Origin of the sequence: uncultured Methanobrevibacter sp. (assembly GCF_902784195.1) — an archaeon.
In the GTDB taxonomy this organism is placed as follows: domain Archaea; phylum Methanobacteriota; class Methanobacteria; order Methanobacteriales; family Methanobacteriaceae; genus Methanobrevibacter.
Window position 1 is genome coordinate 256,595 of record NZ_CACZTX010000006.1, and the last position, 21,221, is coordinate 277,815.

Consider the following 21,221-nt stretch of genomic DNA (forward strand, 5'->3'; position numbering starts at 1 on the left):
ATGATAGAATTTTAATAGAGTATGAATTGGTAATAGTTTAAAAAAAGTCAATTAGTTCTCTTCTTCAACAATTTCTAATATATAATCTCCAAGAATTTTTACTACCCCTACGACTAAAGCATTACCCATCATAAAGTATCGTCTACGTTCAGTCATTGCTTTAGATTCAATATTAGTCCAATCATCTGGGAACATTTGAATTCTTTCTGCTTCTACTGGAGTTAAAGTTCTTAAATTGCCTGATTGAACATCTTTAACTACATGAGAACTTCTATTTGTAGTGCTTTCACTAGTAAGCATAGTTCTTGCTGGAACATCTAATTTATCAGGAAATGCTATATTGCCCTCTGAAAAATAGTAAGTTTCACCATTAGGTCTTTTTCTAGGAACTTTCTTGGATCCTTTTAAATACTTCCATTTTTCCAATTTTTCATCTAAAAGATAATATTTCTCATCAACTTCTCCTTTTTCAATAATGTCTCCTAAAGTGGTTACATTATCACATTCTACTGGAGATGTCTTAAAGGTGTAAATATTTCCTTTATGCATAAGTCCTGAATTAAAGAAATGGAAATCAAAATCATCACTAATAGCTACAAGATCATCAAAATCTTTCTTTTTGATTGAAGTTTTTCCAAATTCATCAATGGAAAACTCTTTTCCATCTAAATTTGTATTTGAGTTGAATTTAATTGGGAAATTCTTTGCAAAGATTCCTTCCTTGTAAATCAAATCCTCATAATCTACCTTATCCATCTTTTTATAATAGTTGGTAGACTCATGATAAGCAAAAATAAATACTCTTCTTCTCTTTTGTGGGAATCCATATTCTGCTGCATTGATTACTCTCCATTCAACAGAATAGCCATTATCAAGAAGAGTTCTAAGCATTACACCGAAATCGCGACCTCTTTGAGTAGCTGGTGAACGTAATAACCTATCCACATTTTCAAGAAGAACAAATGGAGGTTGTTTTTCCTCTAAAACTTCCGCTATTTGCCACCAAAGCACTCCTTTTTTACCTTCAATACCCTTACCCCCAGAAAGAGATCTAGCAACTGAATAATCCTGGCAAGGGAATCCTCCAACAAGAAGAGTGTGATTAGGAATTGTTTTCTTATCAACAGTAGCTATGTCTTCATTTACATGATTTTCAGATTCTCCGAATCTTTCAACATAACAATCAAATGCAGCTTGTGATTTAGTGGAAGGTTCCCATTGATTAGCCCAAACAAAGTCCCAATTATCCTCTTCTTGGACTTTTCCATTCTTTAGGCTTACATGATTGAATCCACAACGGAATCCACCAACACCTGCAAATAATTCTACTACTGTTTTATCCATAAAAATTCCTCTTATAATATTTTATAAATTTTAATTTATATATTTAATTTAATTTTTAAATAAAAACAATGAACGGGAGTCCATTTGAAAAATAATATTTATGTATAATTAACTATAAAACAAAATATAAGCAAAGGGGATAAAATAATGAAATTCAACACAATTGAGGAATTGCTTCACTACACAGAAGCGATTAAAGGTAGAACATTTAAGGAAATAGATTCAGAACACCTACTTGAAAACACCACAAATCTAAAAGGAAATAAAGGTGTCTTAGGCCAAGTTGTAGAAACCGGTTTCTATAAATATCCTATAAACACTGACCCTAGAGCTGATTTTGATAAAATAGGAGTTGAATTGAAAGTAACAGGTTATAAAAAGAACAAAAAAGGTGAAAAATCAGCGAAAGAAAGAGTTTCCCTAAGTAGAATTGACTTCAATAAAATAGTCAATGAAGAATATGAATACAGCAAATTAATCTATAAAAATAAAAAAATCCTATTCATTTGGTATTTCTATGAAAAAGGAAAGGATATTGGAGATTTCCTAATTACCGATTACCAATTATATGATATGGGCCAAGATGAAGAAACAATTAAAAATGACTTTTACATCATAAAACAAAAGGTAAAAGATGGCCGTGCTCATGAATTGTCTGAAAGTGATACATCATACCTTGGGGCTTGCACTAAAGCTAGAACATCTAAAGACAGAACAACTCAACCTAACTCTACTATACCTGCAAAGCCAAGAGCATATTCACTTAAAAATTCATACATGAGCGGTATCCTAAACAGTATAGGAACAACCATCAGCTTTGATACAAATGAATTTAAAACTGTTGAAGAGTATGTTTTAGCTAAATTACGGCCGTATATTGGAAAAAGCCAACTTGAGATTTTAGAGGAAATAACTGGACGAACATACAAAGAAAAAATACCAAAGAATCTCAATAAAATGATAAGTGATAAAATCATTGGAAAAGACGATGAACTTGCAGAAAAACACGATCTATTCAAGAAAACAAGTTTTATTATAAAAAATTCACCAATAACTCCAAATGGAAAATATAGGGAAAGAATGTCTTTTAGAAACCTAACTTTAAGTGAATTTGAAGACACTTGGGAAGATTCCTATTGGAAACTATTCTTCGATGAAACAACTATATTGAATATTCTATGGAAAGAGCCAAAAACAGGATCTAAAAATGGAGAAAGGATATTAGAAGGAGTTAATAGGATTAGTTTCAATGATGATGATTTGGATTCAATTGAAACAAGTTATAATATGGTAAAGGAAACCATTGAAAAAGAGGATGTGAGCTTATTACCTTATCCTAATTCATTTGAAAATCAAATATTGGAAATAGGGCCTAAAGGCCAAAAAAGTGATGATGCTTATAATAATTTCTTTAAAAAGGATACAACTAAAACTTGCTTCTTTTTGAATAAAGAAGTTTTGTTTGAGAAGAATACTGAAGATAGACATTCTGTTATTTAATTTTGTTAATATAATAAATCATTTAAAATTTAATAAAAACTTTAATTCTTCTCTATTCTCAATATAGCAATAATTACCTGGTTCTTTAAAATTATAAATTTTAATTGGATTTTCAAAAATTCTTAAATCATTGATTTTAATAGCCCATCCCCATCCTTTATACTCAAAATAATCAAAAAGTTCCTTTTCAGTTAAACCTGATTTTTCAGAAAAGTTTTTCCAAAAATAAAATGGAGTATTGGCAAATATTTTATTTCCTCTAAAACAACCTATGACCTCTTTAGACTCTTTTGAGTAAATAAATATATTATCAATCTCTTGTGAGAAGTTATATCTTTTAAATTCATAAGATTTTTCACCATTTTTAATTTTTTCAATTTTTTCTTCACCCATAACTAATAAAACATTCTTTTTATTACAATTAATGTTTTTTAAAAGTAATTTATCTAATTTAACTCTGTTTTCTATAGATTGAGTTACCCCAGAATATCCTGGGAATAAATATTCTTCCGAATAACCTTCAAAATACAATTCATTCAATATTTCAGGTTTTATTTCTTCAGGAATTATAAACTTATAAAAAGCTTTCTCACCCTTAGGAAATTCAACCAATTTCTTTCCATTATACACATCAAATTCATGAATATTAGATAAAATTTCAACTACGAATTCATCGAAAGGTTTTTTAGTAATATGCCTTAAATCATTCATAACAAATGTGAATAAACCTTTTTGAGCATTTAAATTAGGGTTAGAATTATACTCTGGACGATAATGTTTAATAGCAAAAGTATTATTTTCTGATATTAAATAATCCATTTCTAGAGATCTGTAATTAAAAGCCCATAATACTGCATTACTTGGTTTTTCATTACATAAATACTCTTTATTTAAAATATTTTTTACAGCAAAATATAATGAAACTTTATAATCATATGACCAATCTAAAGCACGAGTTGGAACACCATAATGTTGAGCTAATGAAATTAATTCAAAATAATTAGGATTAGGCCAATAAAATCTGGGTTTATCTTCAATTTTATCATTATGATCTAATAATTTTCTAATATCTTGACTCGCAGGAATTTTTAACCCTACCTTATCACCTTTATCAAAAAATTTCATTAAGGCATTAACTTCTTTAAAGTATTGGAATTCTTCAACAGAAGATACATTAGAATAATATCCATCAATGTTATTCCCTTCCTTATCTTTAGAAATAAATGTAATTGCTCCAGGGATATCTCTATTCTCATCAAAACACAAACCATGTTTCACAGCATGATTATAACTAATTTGCAAAGTTTTTTTAAAATCTTCATCAACATAATTATTTAATCTATCATCATCTCTTAATGCTGAAGGAATTAATTTAAAATCTTCATTTTCAACACCTCTAAAAATAAATTTATCTCTGAGATCGTCACATAAATCAGTTTTTCCTTGAATAATTTTGACTAATTCATCATAACTATTAATTTTAATTTCTTCAATATATTCCGTATTTAACAAAAAACCACCTAATGATTAATAAAAAATAAATGAATTTTCATTTTCCTAAATTTTTTTAACTGGAAATTTGATTCATATAAATTATTTAAATAAGTTTAAATTTAATTATTTTAATATGCTAACACATAATAATCATTAATTCTAAAATTTAATTATGAAGGCAAATAAAATAATAAAACTCCCAATTCAATACGTATATCCTTATTATTTTCTGCAGCCATAATAAATCTAAAATAATTTTTATGAGGTTTATTTCTGGAACTAATATAATTCGGATGATCCATTGTAACATCTTCTATTTTATTAAGAATATTTGAAAAATTTTTTCCTTTTACAAAGATTATTAATGCTGATTTAGTATCTTTCCATCTTAAATAACCTAAAAGTTGGGTAATCGCTTCTAAATATTTCTTAGGCCCGCGCCAAATTTTACATTCTGCAATGAATAATATATTTGAATTATGTGTAATTAAAATATCGGTTTTTCCCTTTTTATTAAATGTTTCAGCAGTTACACTATCTACACATAACCCATTTAAATGAGAAACTAATATGCTTCTTAACTCTTCTTCATTATGATTAGAATATACATCAGGAAATTTCTCAAACTCAGAACCAAATAAATAAATCTCATTTAGAATTCTTTCATAATTTGCATTGCCTAAAACTACTTTCTCCTCATCATTGTAATCACTTAAATCATCCCTATATTTAATTTTATCTTTAAATGGTATAAAATATTCTTTAAAATTAGATTTATTTTCCAGTACTTCAACTCCCAAGTTCTCTAATAAATCATTTTCATTATTAAACTTTGATTCATAAAAATCATATAATCTAAAAATTTTCTGTTTAATCTCCAAATTATATTTTTCAATGTCTTTATTTACATTCTCAACCATGAAAAATAAATAATCCTTATTTCTATTAAATACTTCCTTTAATGATGAATCATCATGATATTCAATATCAAAACATAATAACTCATTATTTAAATAATTTGAAAAATAAGCTTCAAAAACATGAAGATTGTATCTAGAAGGTTTTACCCTGAATAAATTTTTATCACCAGAAAACATTACTCCAAAAGTATAAACTGGTTTTTTTATCTCTCTCCCAAAAAAATTTGTAGTGACATGAAACTTATCTTTAGAAAGTAACTTAATTTTCTCATCAACTTCTAAAAAAGAAATTGAAAATTCCTTAAATAATTCCATACAAACAACATCTTTATTCCTATTAAAAAAATTTTGATTTTGATTTTTTGAAAAATATTCTTCAATATCAGCATATATGTCATTTACATAACTGTAAAAATCATCCTCAAAGAATAAATTAAACATTTTTTTACTCCTAATATAAACTAATTAATTATATTTTTTAAAATTAACACGACACCAGTTAAACTTTTGGAAGTATGTTGAATATGTACACATGAATCTTCATTGTTTAATCTAAATAACCCATTAAAGCAAGTTTTATTCATAAAAATGGTATAACCTGCCCCTTTGGATGTATTCTTCATTATAATTTTCAAAATCAAAACAAGGAATAGCTTCATTAAACTTTTGTCTAATGTCTAAATACATTTCCTTTCTTTCATCTTGACCTTTGGGAATATACTCTTCAGAAAGAATTTTAAGCTCTTCAATTAATTCATTAGGATTATTTTTAATAGCTTCATAAGTTAAAATGAGTTCCCTATTGATATCATAAATATAGGCTTCACTAATTGTATAATTAGACATTAAATAGAAAAATAAAGCACCTCCACCTACAAAAGGTTCAAAATATTTCTCTATTTTCCTTGATGATCTTATTTCATCAGGAAATTTAGATTCAATAGTTTCTATTAATTGTTTTTTTCCTCCAGCCCATTTCAAAAAAGGTTTGGCTTCAAAGACTGGATTATTAGAAAGGTCATACTGCATAATAAAAATTCCTAAATATATCTAAATATAATTTATTCAAAATACTTTATAAATATTTAGAGAGCAAATGAAAAATAAGTTTAAATATGTTTTAATATATAAAATATTAGAAAATTTCCTTATAAGAAAAAGAAAAAATAGAATTTTGAAAAAAGTATTTAGAACTACTTTTTATAAAAATCATTAAAAGAATCTATATAAAATTTTCCTATAATAGCTTCACGTGGAGATAAATCTTTGGTTAAACTATCTTCAACAACAATTTTTAAATTGTTTAAGTCTATAAACTCCTCTAAAAATTCATATTTAATATCAATAGATTTTATTTGATTTTTATTAATAGAAGTTACTATATCTGAAAAAAATTCTATGAAAATAAAAATATTTTCCTTTGAAATATTAATAAATTTTTCTTTATTTCCTTCATCAAAACAATTAAAAAGATGAGGTAGAATATTCTCTTTATTATAATTACTAATATCTAATAAAAAATAATTATCTTTTTCAAAAATCTTATTAATATTATGACATCGAGACTTTTTAATAGAATTTATCAAATCATCTAGACGATTAATTTCACTTTCTTTCATGAATGAAACTAATTTATTTAATGCAAATTCATAATCATCAAAATTATTTGTTTTAACATTAGAATTTTCAATTAAATTCAATAAATCATCGACTAAAGAACGATAATTATCATTATTTAATACCTTTTTTAAAACTAATTTGGAATATCTTTCCTTAAACATAAATTCATCATCATTGTTTACAAAAATCTCAAAAAGAATACCTCGAATAAATGAATAAGGAATGTTTAAATCAGTTTCTTTATATAAATAATAGTTTAAAAGATGTCGAGACTCAAATGCACCCTTATTAACCGAATTAAACAAAGCTCTGCCTAAGATTTCAAGTTCATCCTCTTCAAACATTTTTAAGTCTAGTATTTTCATATATTTTGCAATAGAATTTTGAATACCATAATCAAAATCATTTAAATCATTAATAATCTTATTAAATAATAAATTTTTTGGAATGGAACAATTAAAAATTAAATCAGCAGGACTTTGATAAATAAAACCTTCTATTTTTTCTTTAAACTCCTCATTTAGTAAACCTTTAACATATAATACTGAAAACTTATTTAAAAATTCAATTTCAGAAAAAATTTTATATTCAGAATCAAAAGAATAATTAAAAATTTTAAATTTGTTATCCTCATCTAATAAATTCCACAACTCTTCTTCAGAAAATATATTACATGATGTTTTTTTAAAAACGCTTAAAAATTCATCTATATTATTTAAAAGAGAATTATCCTTTATCAATAAAGTCTTAATAAATATTAGACCTACTTTTAAACACTTGTGTTTATTAATATCTATTTCATCAAATAAGTCTTCAATTTGATTAAATAGTAATTCTAAAATAGATTTAAAAAACTTAGAATCTGTTCTATTAAAAAATTCTAAAGCATATTCTTCAATTTGAGTTTCATTTTTATCTCCTAAGTAATAAGGATCTTCCAAAATATGTGTTTCAATCAAATTTTTAACATATGTGTAAGAATACAACGGTGGTTTTGATAAAACATCGTTTATAATAAAATATAAAGAGGCTAAAACATCATTTTTAGAAGGTTCTTCAAAATTAGGATGGGCATAATTATTTCTAGACTCTCTAACTGAATTCAGTTGTGAATATTCTAGATCGTTTATTAAATCATATTTTTTACATAAAGCTAATAAGCCTGCTTCATTCTTATTTTGCATATAATTTCTTAAATCTTGTTTTAAGCGATTGTTTCCATCAGATAAGTCATTAAGTCTTTCTATTAACGATTCAGCACATAAAACCCATATCATTACTGAAGCGGACCTATATGCTTCAATTTCTATACATCTGATAATTTCATCAAATAAAATCTTATCTTCTTCATTATAAATTTCAAATCTCCAATTTTGATAATCATCAAACTCAATAGTCATTTTCCCACCAAAATTCAAATTGATAAATTTGTAAAAAATTAATTAATTTTTCATGTTCAGTTTTTAACAACTCTAAAGTTTTACATTATTAATTCGCCACCTGCCAAAACACTAAACTAAATATTCTGTTCAATTTTTGATATAAAAACTGTTGTATTAAAAAGTATATTCAAATATGTTTTAAGATATATTTAAAATATGATACCAAATTCCACTAATTTGTCTAGATACCCATTCCATCAAAAAAATAGCCATTTAAATACTGATTTGTAAATTTGAAACGACCCTAATTTAAAACTAATTTTAAAAAAATATTACTTACCAATTGCTCTAACAAAAATTGTTTACATATAAATTAAAATAATTATAATAAAGTAAAAAAGGATGAATAAAAACTCAATTAAATCCTATTATTTTAATAAAATATATAAAAATGTGAATTGAAATAAAATGGAACAGTTTTTAGTGAAGATATTAAAAAATTAAAAAAATGATATCATGAATAATAAAAAGAAAAATCCTAAGATGTTAAAAATAGTTTATTTTGATGAAATTTCTGCTGCAGACTATCTAATAATAAAAAATGAAGGAATTAGTGAAGAAATTGAACAACAACTCAAATCTAAAGACCATGAAAGAAGTCTAGATATAGATGGAAATTTATGGGCAAAACTTCCATTATTATTGTTAGGTATTGGTGGTGGTATTAAAGGTGAGGGAAGAATCAAATTCGAAAACAATGAAAGTAATATAATAAAAAAAACAATTTCAAACTCACTATTAACTGATTTTCTCAAAGAAATTGATGAAGATGAAAATATTAAAGAGTTTAAAGGATTTATAGTTAAGCCTCAACCAAATTCAATGACATTTATTAAAATGTTTACACCCTATTTAAAAATGCTTACAACTGAATTCGAAATTGAGGGAACCTCTTTAAACTTTGCAAACATAGATGATGCATTTGAAGATGGAAAAGGATATTACGAGATGATTGCAAGAAAAAAAGATGAAAAAATGATTTATAGATTTAATATCAATTCATTTAGAAACAATTATACGATTGCTGATTTAACAAAAATGAATTTAACTTATTTCGGAATAAAAGTAGGGGAAATTGAAGAAGGAAGCTTAGACATAACCAATGAACTAAATATTAATGAAAACTCCTACAATGTCCAGTTAGAAGATATTGAAGAATCTAAATTTGGAGGAAAATCCATACCGATTCTACAAATTTATGATATAATTTTAGCAGGGGTGGGTGAAGATGGAAATTAATATTTTTAATGGTCCTAAAAAAGAATTTGAAAATATTATTCCTTCTAAAAAAATTACATTACATGAATTCGTATCAAAATATGACACGAAAAAAAATACAGTTCATGTAAAAACCGACCCTGAGAAAGAATACTACGAAGATAATGAAAAAGAACATATTGAATGTTTAGTTGCATTTTCAGAGAATTATGCAGGGATAACTGAAAGTGCAGTACAAACATTTAATAATATATTAAATGAATGTGAAATAGAAAAAATTTATCTGCAAAATCCTCCTAAAAGCATTATAAAATTACTTGAAGAAAATTATAAAAATATTGAATATGAAAACCATGAATATTCCACATTGACCAAAATAGATTTCTTAAAAATTAATGATGACTTTGATAAAAGAATAATAGGTCAAGAAAAAGCAAAAAGAAAAATATTAGTTGCATTATACCCACTTATCAAAAAATATAATAAAGGGAAGCCAATTACTCTAATGTTTTATGGTAATTCTGGTGTAGGAAAAACTGAAACGGCAAAATTTATTAGCGATATATTAGGTGAAAAATTGTTTAGAAAACAATTTTCAATGTTTCAAAATATGAAATTTAGTGAATACTTATTTGGAGGAAGCCATATGCAATCATCCTTTGCAAAAGATTTGCTTGAAAGGGAATCAAATATCATTTTACTTGATGAGTTTGATAAAGCAGCTAATTTGTTTCATGAAGCATTTTATCAATTATTTGATGAAGCAATTTTTGAAGACAACAATTATCAAGTAAAATTAGAAGATTCTATAATCATATGTACATCTAACTACAAAAATATAGAGGAAATACGAAAAAATATTGGAGACCCTTTGTTTTACAGATTTGATAGTATAATAAAATTTGAGGATTTGTCTACAGAATCAATAGAAAGAATAATAGAAAATGTTGTAAATAACAAATATGAAAAATTAGATTTGGATGATAAAAAATTAATAAATAAAACAGAAATAACTAACTTGTTCAAAATTAATGCTTATAAAATACGTAATTCAAGACAGATATCTAATTTAATTGAAGAAAAAATTAATTCTGATATAATCGATTCTTTTATTAAAAATGAAAAAAATGAAAGTTAACTAATTAAACTGATATCTCTATTTGAAAAATCCAAAGTACCCTAACTACTTTTTAGAGAGTTTTATGATAAGAATGCTGAGAGGTATATGAACAAGAAGGTAAACTATGAAAAATGATAATAATGAACTTTTAAACGGCATTAAACAATATAATTTTAATTTTATTAAAAATTATCCTGAAAAATTAGAAACAGAAATCAAAGATATTGAATCAAAAGCTATGAATTTACTTATGATAGATGGTGTGTTCATAACATTAATTATTACAATTGTTTTTTCATCAACCCCCATTTTGATAGATAAAATTCCAAGATTAGCATTGCAAATACTAATTTTTTTAGTTATATGTTATACATTACATTTTATTACGGTTGCAATATTTTCCATTAAATGTTTTAGAGTAAAAAAATACGATTATTTCGATTCAGTTATACTTAAAAATAAAAATCAACTCCCTGAACATATACAGGATTTATCTGAATCAACTATGGAAAAATCTGAATTTAAAATTGCATTAGATATTATTGAAAAGAATAAAATTTCATTAGTAAAAAAACAAGGTTTTGTTGATATAGCATTAAATTCCTTTTTTATTGGAGTTATAATTCTTTCAGTAATATTAATCTTTTGTACAGCTTTTATTTTCACATTTTAATAATTCTTTAAAAATTGTTTTAAATTATTTTGATTTTATATACTCCATTTTAGAGAATATAATTCTATATACTCTTTAGTAGCAAAAATTTTATTATACTTTAAAAACAACTTAAAAAAGAAATGATGTAGAATCAATTTTCATCAAAACCATCAATTCCCAAACCTTTTTCTATTCTTTTTATTTTCTTTTCTTTAAATTGAGATATTATTTTTAAAAAATTAGGATTATTAATAGTATAAAATAGGGTATGTTGAGGTGAAGTACGTTTCATTAAAATTTCTAATTCATTTAACTCATGATCAATATTTAAATATTTTTGGGTAGCAGATATTCTTTTATTAAGAATATTCTGTAAATCATCATATTCACAGCGAGTAGTACTAGAATTTTTTCTACAAAAAATATCAGTTTTTTTATAATCTCTACTATCTTTCATAGGCAAAAATGGAATATTTTCGGGAGTGTATTCTATAGTAATAATTTTGAATGATTTATTTCGTATATCCCCCCACAATTCCTTATCATCAAAATCAATTGGATGAACTTCATAATCTAAATTATATGGCAAATATCTGGATAATTTTTTCTTTAAATCTGTGGAATCACTACTGTCATCAAGACCAATTGGAGTTAAACCATTATCTCCTTCTTTAATACCTAAACATATGACCCCTCCAGATGTATTCGCAATCCCCAAGATATGTTTTGCCAATATATGCTCATCTATCTCTTGTTCTTTAAATTCTAAATCATCATATTCCCCAGTTAAATTATTTAATGCTATTTTAAAAGTTTCTCTATTTGGATCATCAAATAATTTAGCAAATTTTTCTTTTAATCCTTTTTCATCCATTGTAACCACTTCCAATAATTTTATTCTATTGTTTCTTCAATTACAAACCACTTGCTTCAATTACAAATAGTATACATGACCCAGTAATATTTATAGCATATCTTGCCAAATAATCTTCAACAACCTTTTCTTCACCACCGTCACCATGCCCTCCAAAATTATTTCTTACAGGGAGAATTCCACTTTGCAATAAACTATTTAAACTAGTAAACTCTGATTTCATCTCTTGAGGAACTATCTCATTATCAAAGCAAATATTAATAAGTTTGCTACATCTATCTGTTTCATTATATTCCCATCCTTTTTTATCACAGATAATTTTTAAAGTACTTTCAAAAGCCCTTAATAATTTTACTATACAATTTTTGTTATCTCCATTTTGATATTCCTTAATTGCATCAACAAAGTCAACATTTACATTCTCAAACAAATCATTGTAAGTTAAATTAATTGTTGGTTCAATAATTTCTGTAAAAGTAATTTCAGAATCTTTTCTAATTATTTGACAATTTACAATTTCATATCCCATTGAAGATTCTTTAAAACAGGTATTTATAGATTTTTGAACCTCCTCTATAAATTCATTAATCTCTTCCTCCTCATATCCATCCTTCAACATTTGATCAATCTGATACCTTATTGCCAATTCCACCATATCAAATATCAAATTAAAATTATAATTAGGTTTAGTCAATGCTTCTTCTAATGCTTCCTTATCATAATCTCCTAAGGCATATCTTGAACTTAAACTAAGTTTACCATATTTCCTACATAACAATTCATGAATTTTCGCATAATGAGGGTCATAATCGTATAAAATATCTTTAAGAATAAAATAAAATTGAACTCTCAATTTTCTAGGAAGTTCATCAAAAATAACCACTTCATCAACACTTTTAGGTTTATTTCTATCAGAATATAAATTAGAAATCATATTTAACCTCAATCAACTTTTTTATAAACAAACTGTCCACCATCTCTAATTTTATCTACAATTCTCAAATCAACCAGTTCCCTTAAATCCTTGCTTGCAGTATTTCTTACAACACCAAACATATCAATATATCCTTTTATGGTAATCTCTCCAACATCATTTAATCTTAAGAACTGTTTTTGACGCTCATTTAAACCTCTTTGACTTTCATTGGATCTGAATATTACCTTGAAAAACCCTTCTGATTCTATGAATTCAGGCTCTTCTAAATTATTTAATCTCATAGCGTCTTTCATGCGTTTTATGCCTGTACCTACATGTTCCATATATGTTGTTTTAGCAAATATATTGCATATTGTTTCATTCCTGTGAATAGGATCATTATCTTCTAAATCATTAACAGTCAATGGATATACTAAACGCCCAGGGCTTTTTATTTCAATTCGATCATTGTAAATATAAAATGTTATTGGAGCTGTTGAAATTGTATAATCTCTATGTGCCAAGGCATTTACAAGTGCTTCACGTATTGCTTCTAAAGGGTATTCTTGAATGGTTTCTCTTTTAAATCCTTCTATTTGAGACATTCGAGTTATGGTTTTATTAAAGAATAACTCTGCTTCTTTTAATAATTTTAAAAATGACATGTTGAATTCTGCCTTATCAAATGTCTTAACACCTTCATCATCAAAGAATCGGACCATCTTCACTTGATGTGATAAATTAAATTTAGAAATGTCTTTTGCAAAAAATAAAGCTCCTGCAGTATTTAATCTGAATTCCCCATCCACATATTCTCCTGCACGTATTGTGGATAAGACTTTGGTCAATCCTTTTTCATCCCTAATTTGTTCTATTGGCTCATAATCCAAGACATTAAAGAATAGATTTAAAGCATCTAAATCAACATCATCACAAGAGGAATTTAATAGAATTTCAGAATCAAAAGCCCTATAATTTCTTAAATTTTTAGCAATAAAATCACCTAAACTTTCTTTTATTGCATCCATCAATTCATAGCGATTATTAAATCTAGTATAACTGTGATTACTAACTTTTTCAATGAATTTTTTAGTTTCAGCATCTCTAAATTTAACATCTTTAATATAAATTAATGCATCATTATGTGTCTTGTTATAGAGATCATACTCTAATTCTGTTGGAGATATTCCAGATTCAAGAACACTTCCATAATCTGAACCGATTAAACCTATATAAATGTCTGAATTGATAGCTTCTTCAGAATAGACCTCTTTAGGGGAATTTCCTGATGAAGATAATTCTTCAAAAAGAAAAACATCAAAAAATCTATTTAAGATATAATCATTTTCAATTTCCTGCTTGATGAATTTGCGCTCCTTTTCAAATTCCTTTCTAACGCTGCTAATAAAAATTTTATATTTCATAATTTTACCCCCTTTAAATTTCATTCGTGAGTATTTTACAATTGAAATGGTAATACTTCTTTTAAAGTATTATGTAATATAATATTAAATTACAAACTATTTAAAGTTATTGTAAATAAAAAAAATTTAATAATTCTTAAAATAATCAAAAATAAAATATAATAGCTTATTTTATATATTAAACTTAAATTATAAATATTTTAAATGCTCAATAATTTGTTGATAAAATGAAAATATATAAGAAAATTTGATATAATTAATTATACATTTTTCTTTATATAAATTTAGTGAATAATTAAAAATTCAATTAATTAAATTATATTATTCTAATTCACTATCAATAATATTAATCAAAAAACCAATTAAAATATGCTCAAAAAAATATCAAGATGCTCAATGAAAAATTGATAACATTGATTACCCAGCCAATAATTTTACATTTTTCACTAGTTTTATTTTATACTTTTCATCAAATTTATTTTACATTTTTCACCTATTTCATTTTATACTTTTCATATATCAAAATATATTATCTAGTGAAAAAGCATAAAAATTTATACAAAAATCAGATAATGCCCAATTTTTCCTTCAACTCCTCATTTTCACATGCAAGCAAAAAGTTCTGCTTTTCAAGCCTAAGTATCTTATCCAAGTATTCATCAAGCTTGTCTGAATACACTTTTTCTATTCCTTTCCAATATCTAAGATCACGTTTAATCTCATAATCTCTTTTTTCTTCCAAAAGCCTGTTTAATTCTACAATTTGCTCTTCCATAGATTTGTATTTGGATCTTTCCATTTCCACCTTATCATTCAATATCTCTATAAGCAAATCTTTGAATTTGATTTCCTCTTCATAATCTCTTATTTTCTCTATTTTCTCATCATCCATATAATTCCCCCAAATAAACATTTGTTATAATTATATTAAGCATTATATATAAATATTTTTAAAAAATAAGAAATAATTTATCTTTAAATTAAAAATTAAGTATTTATAACTATTTATAAACGAAATAAGTTTAATATATATTACTATCTGTTAAACAGACAATTATCATACAATTTTCCAAAATCTAGAGAACTACTTTCCACAAATTCACCGAACTACTTTTTAAGATTCATTTTAATTTTTTCAAAATCAAAATAAATAAGTATAATCAAAATAATAGAACTTAATTAAATAAAAATAAATGGAGAGATTATGACCACAGAAATTAAAATCTGCCCTCAATGCTATAGACTATACAAAGAAAATCAAGTCTGCTCAAAGTGTAATATGGAACTTAAATCACTAGATGAATTTGCACAAACGCTAGACAAGCTGCTGGAGTATAGAAGAGGAGTTCACACAGATTACACAGATCCATCATATGCTGAAGAGGCTAAGAGACAAACAATTGACAATTACTTCAAGGCATACATGACCTTGCTTAGGGCAGACCCTCTAAACAGGGAAAGGTATCTATATGGATTGGTAAAGGTCTATGACATATTCGATAAGGGACACAACTATCTAAGGAAGCTTGACCTTGAGGTCGTCTTTAAAATACTCGACCGCCTTTTGGAATACGATCCAGACAATGAAGATTACCTCTACATAAAGCTCCGTTACCTATTCTACAAGGAAAGGGAATATAAGGAGGCATTGAAAATTGCCAATAGGCTACTCGAAATGGACAGTGAAAATGAAGACTACATTTCCTTCAAGGAAGCTGCATTGGAAGAGATAGGAGAGGAACCAGATGAGAAATACTTTAAGCTAATGTTTTAACTCGGTGCAGAACTAACAGAACCTAAATGTGGAATTAATCAATATAAAAATCAAATAGACATATATAAATACATTCATAAACAAACTCCCTTTAAGTAGTTAATGCTAAAAAAGAATTAGGTGATAGGATGGGCTTATTTGGCAAACTAAGAAAAAACAAGTGGGAAGATGAAGATCCACAAGTAAGAATGGAAGGCATTGAAGAACTTCTAAGCAGCAATAAAAAGGATAATGAGAAACAAAAAATTCTAACAGGAATTGCAAAAAATGATCCAGAGAGTGACATTAGGATAATGGCTTTACAAAATCTGGATGTGCCACGGCTATTTGAAGAGATTATCTTGAATGATCCTGACTGGAAAGTCAGAATGGCTGCAGTTGAAAGACTAAAAAAGGATATAATTTACTTTAAAGAAAATTTTGAAGACCATTACGATATCAATGAGGAATATATAGATTTCCTTGAGGAAGTAGGAGAAAACGATGCAAGCAGTGAAGTGAGGGATGCTGCAAATGCGATTGCAAATGACCCGAACTACAGCAAAAAGGCATTGGATAAAGGCCTCCGAAAGGGTGGCATCAAGAAAATCTACTACACTGTCGTTGACGTTGCCAATAACACTGAAAAGAATATTGTCTTGACTCAAAATGACAATTCTGAATACACATATGAAGCAAAATCCGTCAAGGAACTATTGGATTGCTGCTTTGGTGGTGACATAATCACAATCACCTATGACAACTCCAGCGAAATCAACAATGAGAATTATATGATTGTAGACTACAATATCCTGGACAAGCAAGTTCCTGTTCCTAATAAAATACCTATAGAGGGATCCAATTTCGACAGAATGATAACTTATGAGAACATAGACACTCAAAACTTTACAAACAGCTCCCTCCTATCCGATAGTGACAAGGACTACAATCAGATGATGATAAGTCTTGTAAAGGCATGCGTCTACAATAAGAACAGAATGCTTTCAGTCGAGCTTGGTGATGTGATAAGATTCACAGAAGAAGATTTAGAAAGGATAAGCATTGAAGGAGGAGTTCCAGACCTATCCAAAGCCAGGGCAGATCTGACACAGGATTTCGAATTCAAAGTCAAGAGAATCGAATTCATATGCAGAAAGGTAAATGAGCTCCCTATGACAGAAAACATGACTCTCTATAGGTAATAAAAAAATCTTAAATTTTTATCTTATCACTAAAAAAAAGTATAAACACTACCAACCATAATTCTCAAAATCTTCATCTAAACCTCTAATCAATTCCTTCAAAGAATAGTCTAATAAAAATATGCAAACAGGAAATGCAAGATTCACCCATGTAGCATACCATTCAAGAATAATAATAATAATAATAATAATATCACCACCAATCAAAAAACAGCTTACATTTAATAAGTGGGAATAATATATAAAGATTATCATTCCAAATAATATTTGAGGGGATAAATCATGAACTACTGTTTCAACTGTGGAGCCAAGCTAATAGAAAAAGATCAAAAGTTCTGCATAAAGTGCGGGACCAAATTAGTTGAGCACGAAGATAAATACAAAGACTATCTAAAGGAATCCCACAGCAAATACAATCAAAGGGAAGGGGAATCCTATAACGATTACCTTGAAAGAATCAACTCACCAGTGAAAAATAAAATAGCTACTGAAGAGAAAGAAGAAGATTACATTGACTATGACCCTCTCAAAACATATAAGGAAAACAATCCTCAAATAAACTATCCTAAATCAGAAAGAGAAGATGATGATTCATATGAGACAATAGCTGATGAAAATAGAAAAGAAGTCATCGTAGAGGGCATGTTCGGAAAGCCATCAGTGTCCACAGAAGGAAACTTTATAGTTGAAGGAATGTACGGCCGACCTAAATACTACATCGATGGAGATATAATCAGGGAAAACAATCAATTCGGAAGGCCAGCATATAGAATAGACGGCAACTATATCAGAGAAGGAATGTACGGTAGGCCTAAGTACTATATTGATGGCGATCTTATACGTGAAAACAATCAGTTTGGTAGAGTGGTTGGTAGAAGAAAGAAATAAAAATCACCACAACAATTTTTTAATTTAATAAACAAGTTTACCATATAAAACTATACATAAATTTTCTCCTCTAATTTTGCTTATTTTTTACTAAATCATTATAATTTTTCATTATAATTAAAATATTGACTTTTAAATTTAGAAAATCTTTATATAATACCATATACAAAGTATTTTTAAAAATAAAGAAAAAATAAAAAAGCAAAAAGAGGTGAGAATATATGAGAAAAATAGATGAATTCAGAATGGAAATGGAAGAACCTAAAAAGATATACACAGAAGAACTGAAAAGATTTATCAAAAAATACGATTTCCTAGGTGAACCAATACTAATAGAAGATCCTGATATAGACACAGTGGATTACATATACTATTTGAATAAGCTAAATGGAACACCCGAGGATGTGTTGGACTCAGCGCTTAATGAAATATATGCCCATATGGTGAATTTTTCCATATCCAATGGAATAGATGAATTCAGTGAAAATGCATATGTTTTTTATGCCAGCGCCAGAATACCAAACAGGTTAGAGCAATTCAAGCTAGAAATGGAAGGGCCAAAAAGGATATACACAGAAGAATTAAAAAGATTTGTAAAAAAATATGATTTCCTGGGTGAAATGACACTGGTGGAGGAACAGGACATAGAAACTTTAGACTATCTCTACTATTTCAACAAGCTAAATGGGAGTGAAAAGGAAATTCTGGACTCAGCACTTTCAGAAATTTATGAGCATATGGGTGAATTTTCAAGGAAATCCAAAATTGATGAATACTGCAGAAATGCAGTCATCCTGTTTAGGTGATATTAAATTATGATTTCAATTTAAGCAAATTCTCTTTCAATAGCTCATATATGCTTTCTGCACCAATAATCTCATCATCACTGACATTCCAGCTTGAAGGATACAATATGAATGGCTTGGATTGGTCTCCACCAACACCACCATGGCTTCCAACCAATTCCTCAAATGCACATACCTCATCTGACTTCTCATCATAAAAGCTGTTGACCAGAATATCCGGTGTATGTTCAAATGAGCTTGTTCTTTTCAAATGACTAACGATATTGTCACCAAATCCAAGAAGAGGATTTTCACCATCAATCTTGTCGCTATCCAGGTAGTAGGTTCCATTCTTTCCAATGGCCAAGTCCCCATTCTCTTTGGAATTGACTAAAATGAAACCGACATACTCATTGTTTATTATGCCTGGAATCAGTTCAGGGAAATAGCTGTTAAGTTCCTCATAAGTCAATCTTTGGCTCCATTGTGTCAAATAGATCATTGCAAGGTTTCCTGAAGCCAATACGATGACTTCAGAGTCGCTTAATTCCTGAGCTTCCTTTTCCTCTTTGGCTATTTTCTTTTCCTTTCTAGCAAATGGAGTATAGTCACCTACAAAATGGTCATCGTTGGAAGTCATTTTTGCAAACATAGACATGTCTTCCGGAAGCAATGACTTGACAAAGTCCTCAAAGCTTTCACCATACCTTTGGGTAAATGTGGCACCGTTTGTTTGGCCGTGATCTGATTGGATAACGAATTGATAGTCTCTAGGGGAATACTTGTTTGCATCGATCAAGTGCTTGATCTGCCTGTCCATCTGCCTTAAGGCAATCCATGCATCACTGTCCCTTACTCCAGAGTGGTGAGCTATCTCATCATAACCAAGGTATGTTGAGTATGCAACATCAATATCTCCAATCATCATGTCTCCGATTAATGTTGAAGTGTTGATTTCTCTCATGAACACGTTTGTTGCAGCTCTTGTTGGAATGTAGACTATTCCACGGTTTATTCTTGGCTTGACATCCCTTAATGAATGTGTGATTTGAGACCAGATCTCACGTACCATATCCCCAAGGAACAATGCGATGATACGTGCAAAATTGCTCGGATTGGAAAATACGGAATACCATGCCTTATTGTAGAGTTTCTTGAAGTCCATTATCTTGCTGAATGTGAATATCACATTGTCAGTGTCTCCTGAAAATAGGTTTGATCTGCTTGCTCCATTATCCACAAGCAAACCATCTCCATTTGAAATTCTCTCTTCAAGTTCAGGGACCTTAGTGATTCCAGAGCATTGCATCATCTGATTGCCATTGGCCTTTTCTATCCATCTGAATGCAACGATACCTTCATTGTTTCCATGAAGGATTCCGGCCTGACTTGCACCTGTTTGGGAAGACAAGTCTGTTTCCCACATTCTAAGATTGTACTCATTGCTCTCAATCATTTCCTTAACTGTAGGCATCTCTCCCCTTTCGACAGCTTCACGGAGAACTTCATAAGCAAGCCCATCGATTTCAACGATTATCAATCCAGGATAATCCTTGACTTCAGCTTTCCTTTTCTTTTTAGCAGCATTAAAAACAGCCCGGTAATAGGAGCTGTCATCATCAATTGTTATGAGGGAAGACAGTATGGTTGTAACTGCAGCCATCCCTAATGGGGCAAGAATTATTGCAGGACCTTCGATTTCTATAAAAAACAATGGTGCGAGAAACTCAAGAAGAATTCCGTTTAGTATCAATGTTCCAAATCCAAAGGTCAAAACTAGAAATGGCATTGCTATTCTTGTTAGAATAGGCCATAAAATTGCATTTAATAAACCGATGAATAGAACTAAAAGTAGTATGTCATCAAATGAACTGAGTTTGATTCCCAATCCTAAAAAACCTATTAAGTAAATTCCCAGGACGTTTCCAATGAATACTATTAGACTTCTCCTAAAACTTCTTCTTGGGGTTGGTTTTTGGTTGATAATTTCCATATTAATCCGGCCAGACATTGTTTTAAAATTTTTTCATTTTGAAAATAAGTTATATAAGAATATATTGGGTGAG

At 28.0% G+C, this 21,221-nt stretch carries 19 protein-coding genes; 8 read left to right on the forward strand and 11 right to left on the reverse strand.

All coding sequences use genetic code 11. The annotated features are described in order from the left end of the window. Positions 1-51 precede the first annotated feature (51 nt). Positions 52-1,344: a DNA (cytosine-5-)-methyltransferase gene (gene dcm / locus QZU90_RS06010; protein ID WP_296856118.1), complete on the reverse strand. Its 1,293-nt coding sequence runs from the start codon at positions 1,342-1,344 to the stop codon at positions 52-54. A 147-nt stretch (positions 1,345-1,491) separates the two neighbouring features. On the opposite strand from dcm, the gene QZU90_RS06015 reads away from it, so the two are divergent. Next, positions 1,492-2,844 (forward strand): Sau3AI family type II restriction endonuclease, encoded by a 1,353-nt coding sequence (locus tag QZU90_RS06015; protein WP_296856120.1) that lies wholly within the window; start codon positions 1,492-1,494, stop codon positions 2,842-2,844. A gap of 18 nt (positions 2,845-2,862) precedes the next feature. On the opposite strand, the gene QZU90_RS06020 is transcribed toward QZU90_RS06015, so the two are convergent. The 4 genes from QZU90_RS06020 to QZU90_RS06035 form a co-directional block, all read right to left on the reverse strand. Next, positions 2,863-4,356 carry an FRG domain-containing protein gene (locus QZU90_RS06020; protein WP_296856122.1) on the reverse strand — a complete coding sequence of 498 codons (1,494 nt, stop codon included), beginning with the start codon at positions 4,354-4,356 and terminating at the stop codon, positions 2,863-2,865. Between the two features lie 152 nt (positions 4,357-4,508). Continuing rightward, positions 4,509-5,699 (reverse strand): hypothetical protein, encoded by a 1,191-nt coding sequence (locus tag QZU90_RS06025; RefSeq protein ID WP_296856124.1) that lies wholly within the window; start codon positions 5,697-5,699, stop codon positions 4,509-4,511. A 135-nt stretch (positions 5,700-5,834) separates the two neighbouring features. Next, on the reverse strand, positions 5,835-6,287 hold the full coding sequence (locus QZU90_RS06030; protein WP_296856126.1) for a DNA adenine methylase: 453 nt from the start codon (positions 6,285-6,287) through the stop codon (positions 5,835-5,837). Between the two features lie 164 nt (positions 6,288-6,451). Next, on the reverse strand, positions 6,452-8,278 hold the full coding sequence (locus QZU90_RS06035; protein ID WP_296856128.1) for a hypothetical protein: 1,827 nt from the start codon (positions 8,276-8,278) through the stop codon (positions 6,452-6,454). A gap of 498 nt (positions 8,279-8,776) precedes the next feature. Here QZU90_RS06035 and QZU90_RS06040 point away from each other — a divergent pair, with 498 nt between their 5' ends. The 3 genes from QZU90_RS06040 to QZU90_RS06050 all read left to right on the forward strand — a co-directional run bounded on the left by QZU90_RS06040 (position 8,777) and on the right by QZU90_RS06050 (position 11,331). Next, on the forward strand, positions 8,777-9,559 hold the full coding sequence (locus QZU90_RS06040; RefSeq protein ID WP_296856129.1) for a DUF6414 family protein: 783 nt from the start codon (positions 8,777-8,779) through the stop codon (positions 9,557-9,559). Beyond that, positions 9,549-10,676 carry an AAA family ATPase gene (locus tag QZU90_RS06045; RefSeq protein ID WP_296856131.1) on the forward strand — a complete coding sequence of 376 codons (1,128 nt, stop codon included), beginning with the start codon at positions 9,549-9,551 and terminating at the stop codon, positions 10,674-10,676. The genes QZU90_RS06040 and QZU90_RS06045 overlap by 11 nt, the downstream gene beginning before the upstream one ends. Before the next feature lie 106 nt (positions 10,677-10,782). Continuing rightward, positions 10,783-11,331 carry a hypothetical protein gene (locus QZU90_RS06050; protein ID WP_296856133.1) on the forward strand — a complete coding sequence of 183 codons (549 nt, stop codon included), beginning with the start codon at positions 10,783-10,785 and terminating at the stop codon, positions 11,329-11,331. Positions 11,332-11,464: 133 nt separating this feature from the next. Here QZU90_RS06050 and QZU90_RS06055 read toward each other — a convergent pair whose 3' ends face one another. The 4 genes from QZU90_RS06055 to QZU90_RS06070 all read right to left on the reverse strand — a co-directional run bounded on the left by QZU90_RS06055 (position 11,465) and on the right by QZU90_RS06070 (position 15,419). Continuing rightward, on the reverse strand, positions 11,465-12,187 hold the full coding sequence (locus QZU90_RS06055) for a helix-turn-helix domain-containing protein (protein ID WP_296856135.1): 723 nt from the start codon (positions 12,185-12,187) through the stop codon (positions 11,465-11,467). 40 nt (positions 12,188-12,227) lie between these two features. Next, positions 12,228-13,121 carry an STM4504/CBY_0614 family protein gene (locus tag QZU90_RS06060; protein ID WP_296856136.1) on the reverse strand — a complete coding sequence of 298 codons (894 nt, stop codon included), beginning with the start codon at positions 13,119-13,121 and terminating at the stop codon, positions 12,228-12,230. Positions 13,122-13,129: 8 nt separating this feature from the next. Continuing rightward, positions 13,130-14,527, reverse strand: coding sequence for an ATP-binding protein (locus QZU90_RS06065; protein ID WP_296856138.1), 1,398 nt, complete (start codon positions 14,525-14,527; stop codon positions 13,130-13,132). Positions 14,528-15,092: 565 nt separating this feature from the next. Further along, entirely contained in the window at positions 15,093-15,419 is a 327-nt protein-coding gene (locus QZU90_RS06070; RefSeq protein ID WP_296856140.1) for a hypothetical protein, read from the reverse strand. Between the two features lie 312 nt (positions 15,420-15,731). Between QZU90_RS06070 and QZU90_RS06075 the strand changes: the two genes are divergently transcribed. Both QZU90_RS06075 and QZU90_RS06080 read left to right on the forward strand, forming a co-directional pair. Beyond that, on the forward strand, positions 15,732-16,301 hold the full coding sequence (locus QZU90_RS06075; protein ID WP_296856142.1) for a lipopolysaccharide assembly protein LapB: 570 nt from the start codon (positions 15,732-15,734) through the stop codon (positions 16,299-16,301). Positions 16,302-16,429: 128 nt separating this feature from the next. Beyond that, positions 16,430-17,482 (forward strand): HEAT repeat domain-containing protein, encoded by a 1,053-nt coding sequence (locus tag QZU90_RS06080; protein ID WP_296856144.1) that lies wholly within the window; start codon positions 16,430-16,432, stop codon positions 17,480-17,482. A 48-nt stretch (positions 17,483-17,530) separates the two neighbouring features. Here the strand turns inward: QZU90_RS06080 and QZU90_RS06085 are convergent, their stop codons facing one another. Then, positions 17,531-17,737, reverse strand: coding sequence for a hypothetical protein (locus QZU90_RS06085; protein WP_296856146.1), 207 nt, complete (start codon positions 17,735-17,737; stop codon positions 17,531-17,533). A 27-nt stretch (positions 17,738-17,764) separates the two neighbouring features. Between QZU90_RS06085 and QZU90_RS06090 the strand changes: the two genes are divergently transcribed. Next, positions 17,765-18,370, forward strand: coding sequence for a zinc ribbon domain-containing protein (locus tag QZU90_RS06090; protein ID WP_296856147.1), 606 nt, complete (start codon positions 17,765-17,767; stop codon positions 18,368-18,370). Positions 18,371-18,591: 221 nt separating this feature from the next. After that, positions 18,592-19,176 carry a hypothetical protein gene (locus QZU90_RS06095; RefSeq protein WP_296856149.1) on the forward strand — a complete coding sequence of 195 codons (585 nt, stop codon included), beginning with the start codon at positions 18,592-18,594 and terminating at the stop codon, positions 19,174-19,176. A 7-nt stretch (positions 19,177-19,183) separates the two neighbouring features. On the opposite strand, the gene QZU90_RS06100 is transcribed toward QZU90_RS06095, so the two are convergent. Beyond that, positions 19,184-21,148, reverse strand: coding sequence for a phage holin family protein (locus tag QZU90_RS06100; protein ID WP_394350203.1), 1,965 nt, complete (start codon positions 21,146-21,148; stop codon positions 19,184-19,186). Positions 21,149-21,221: the final 73 nt, after the last annotated feature.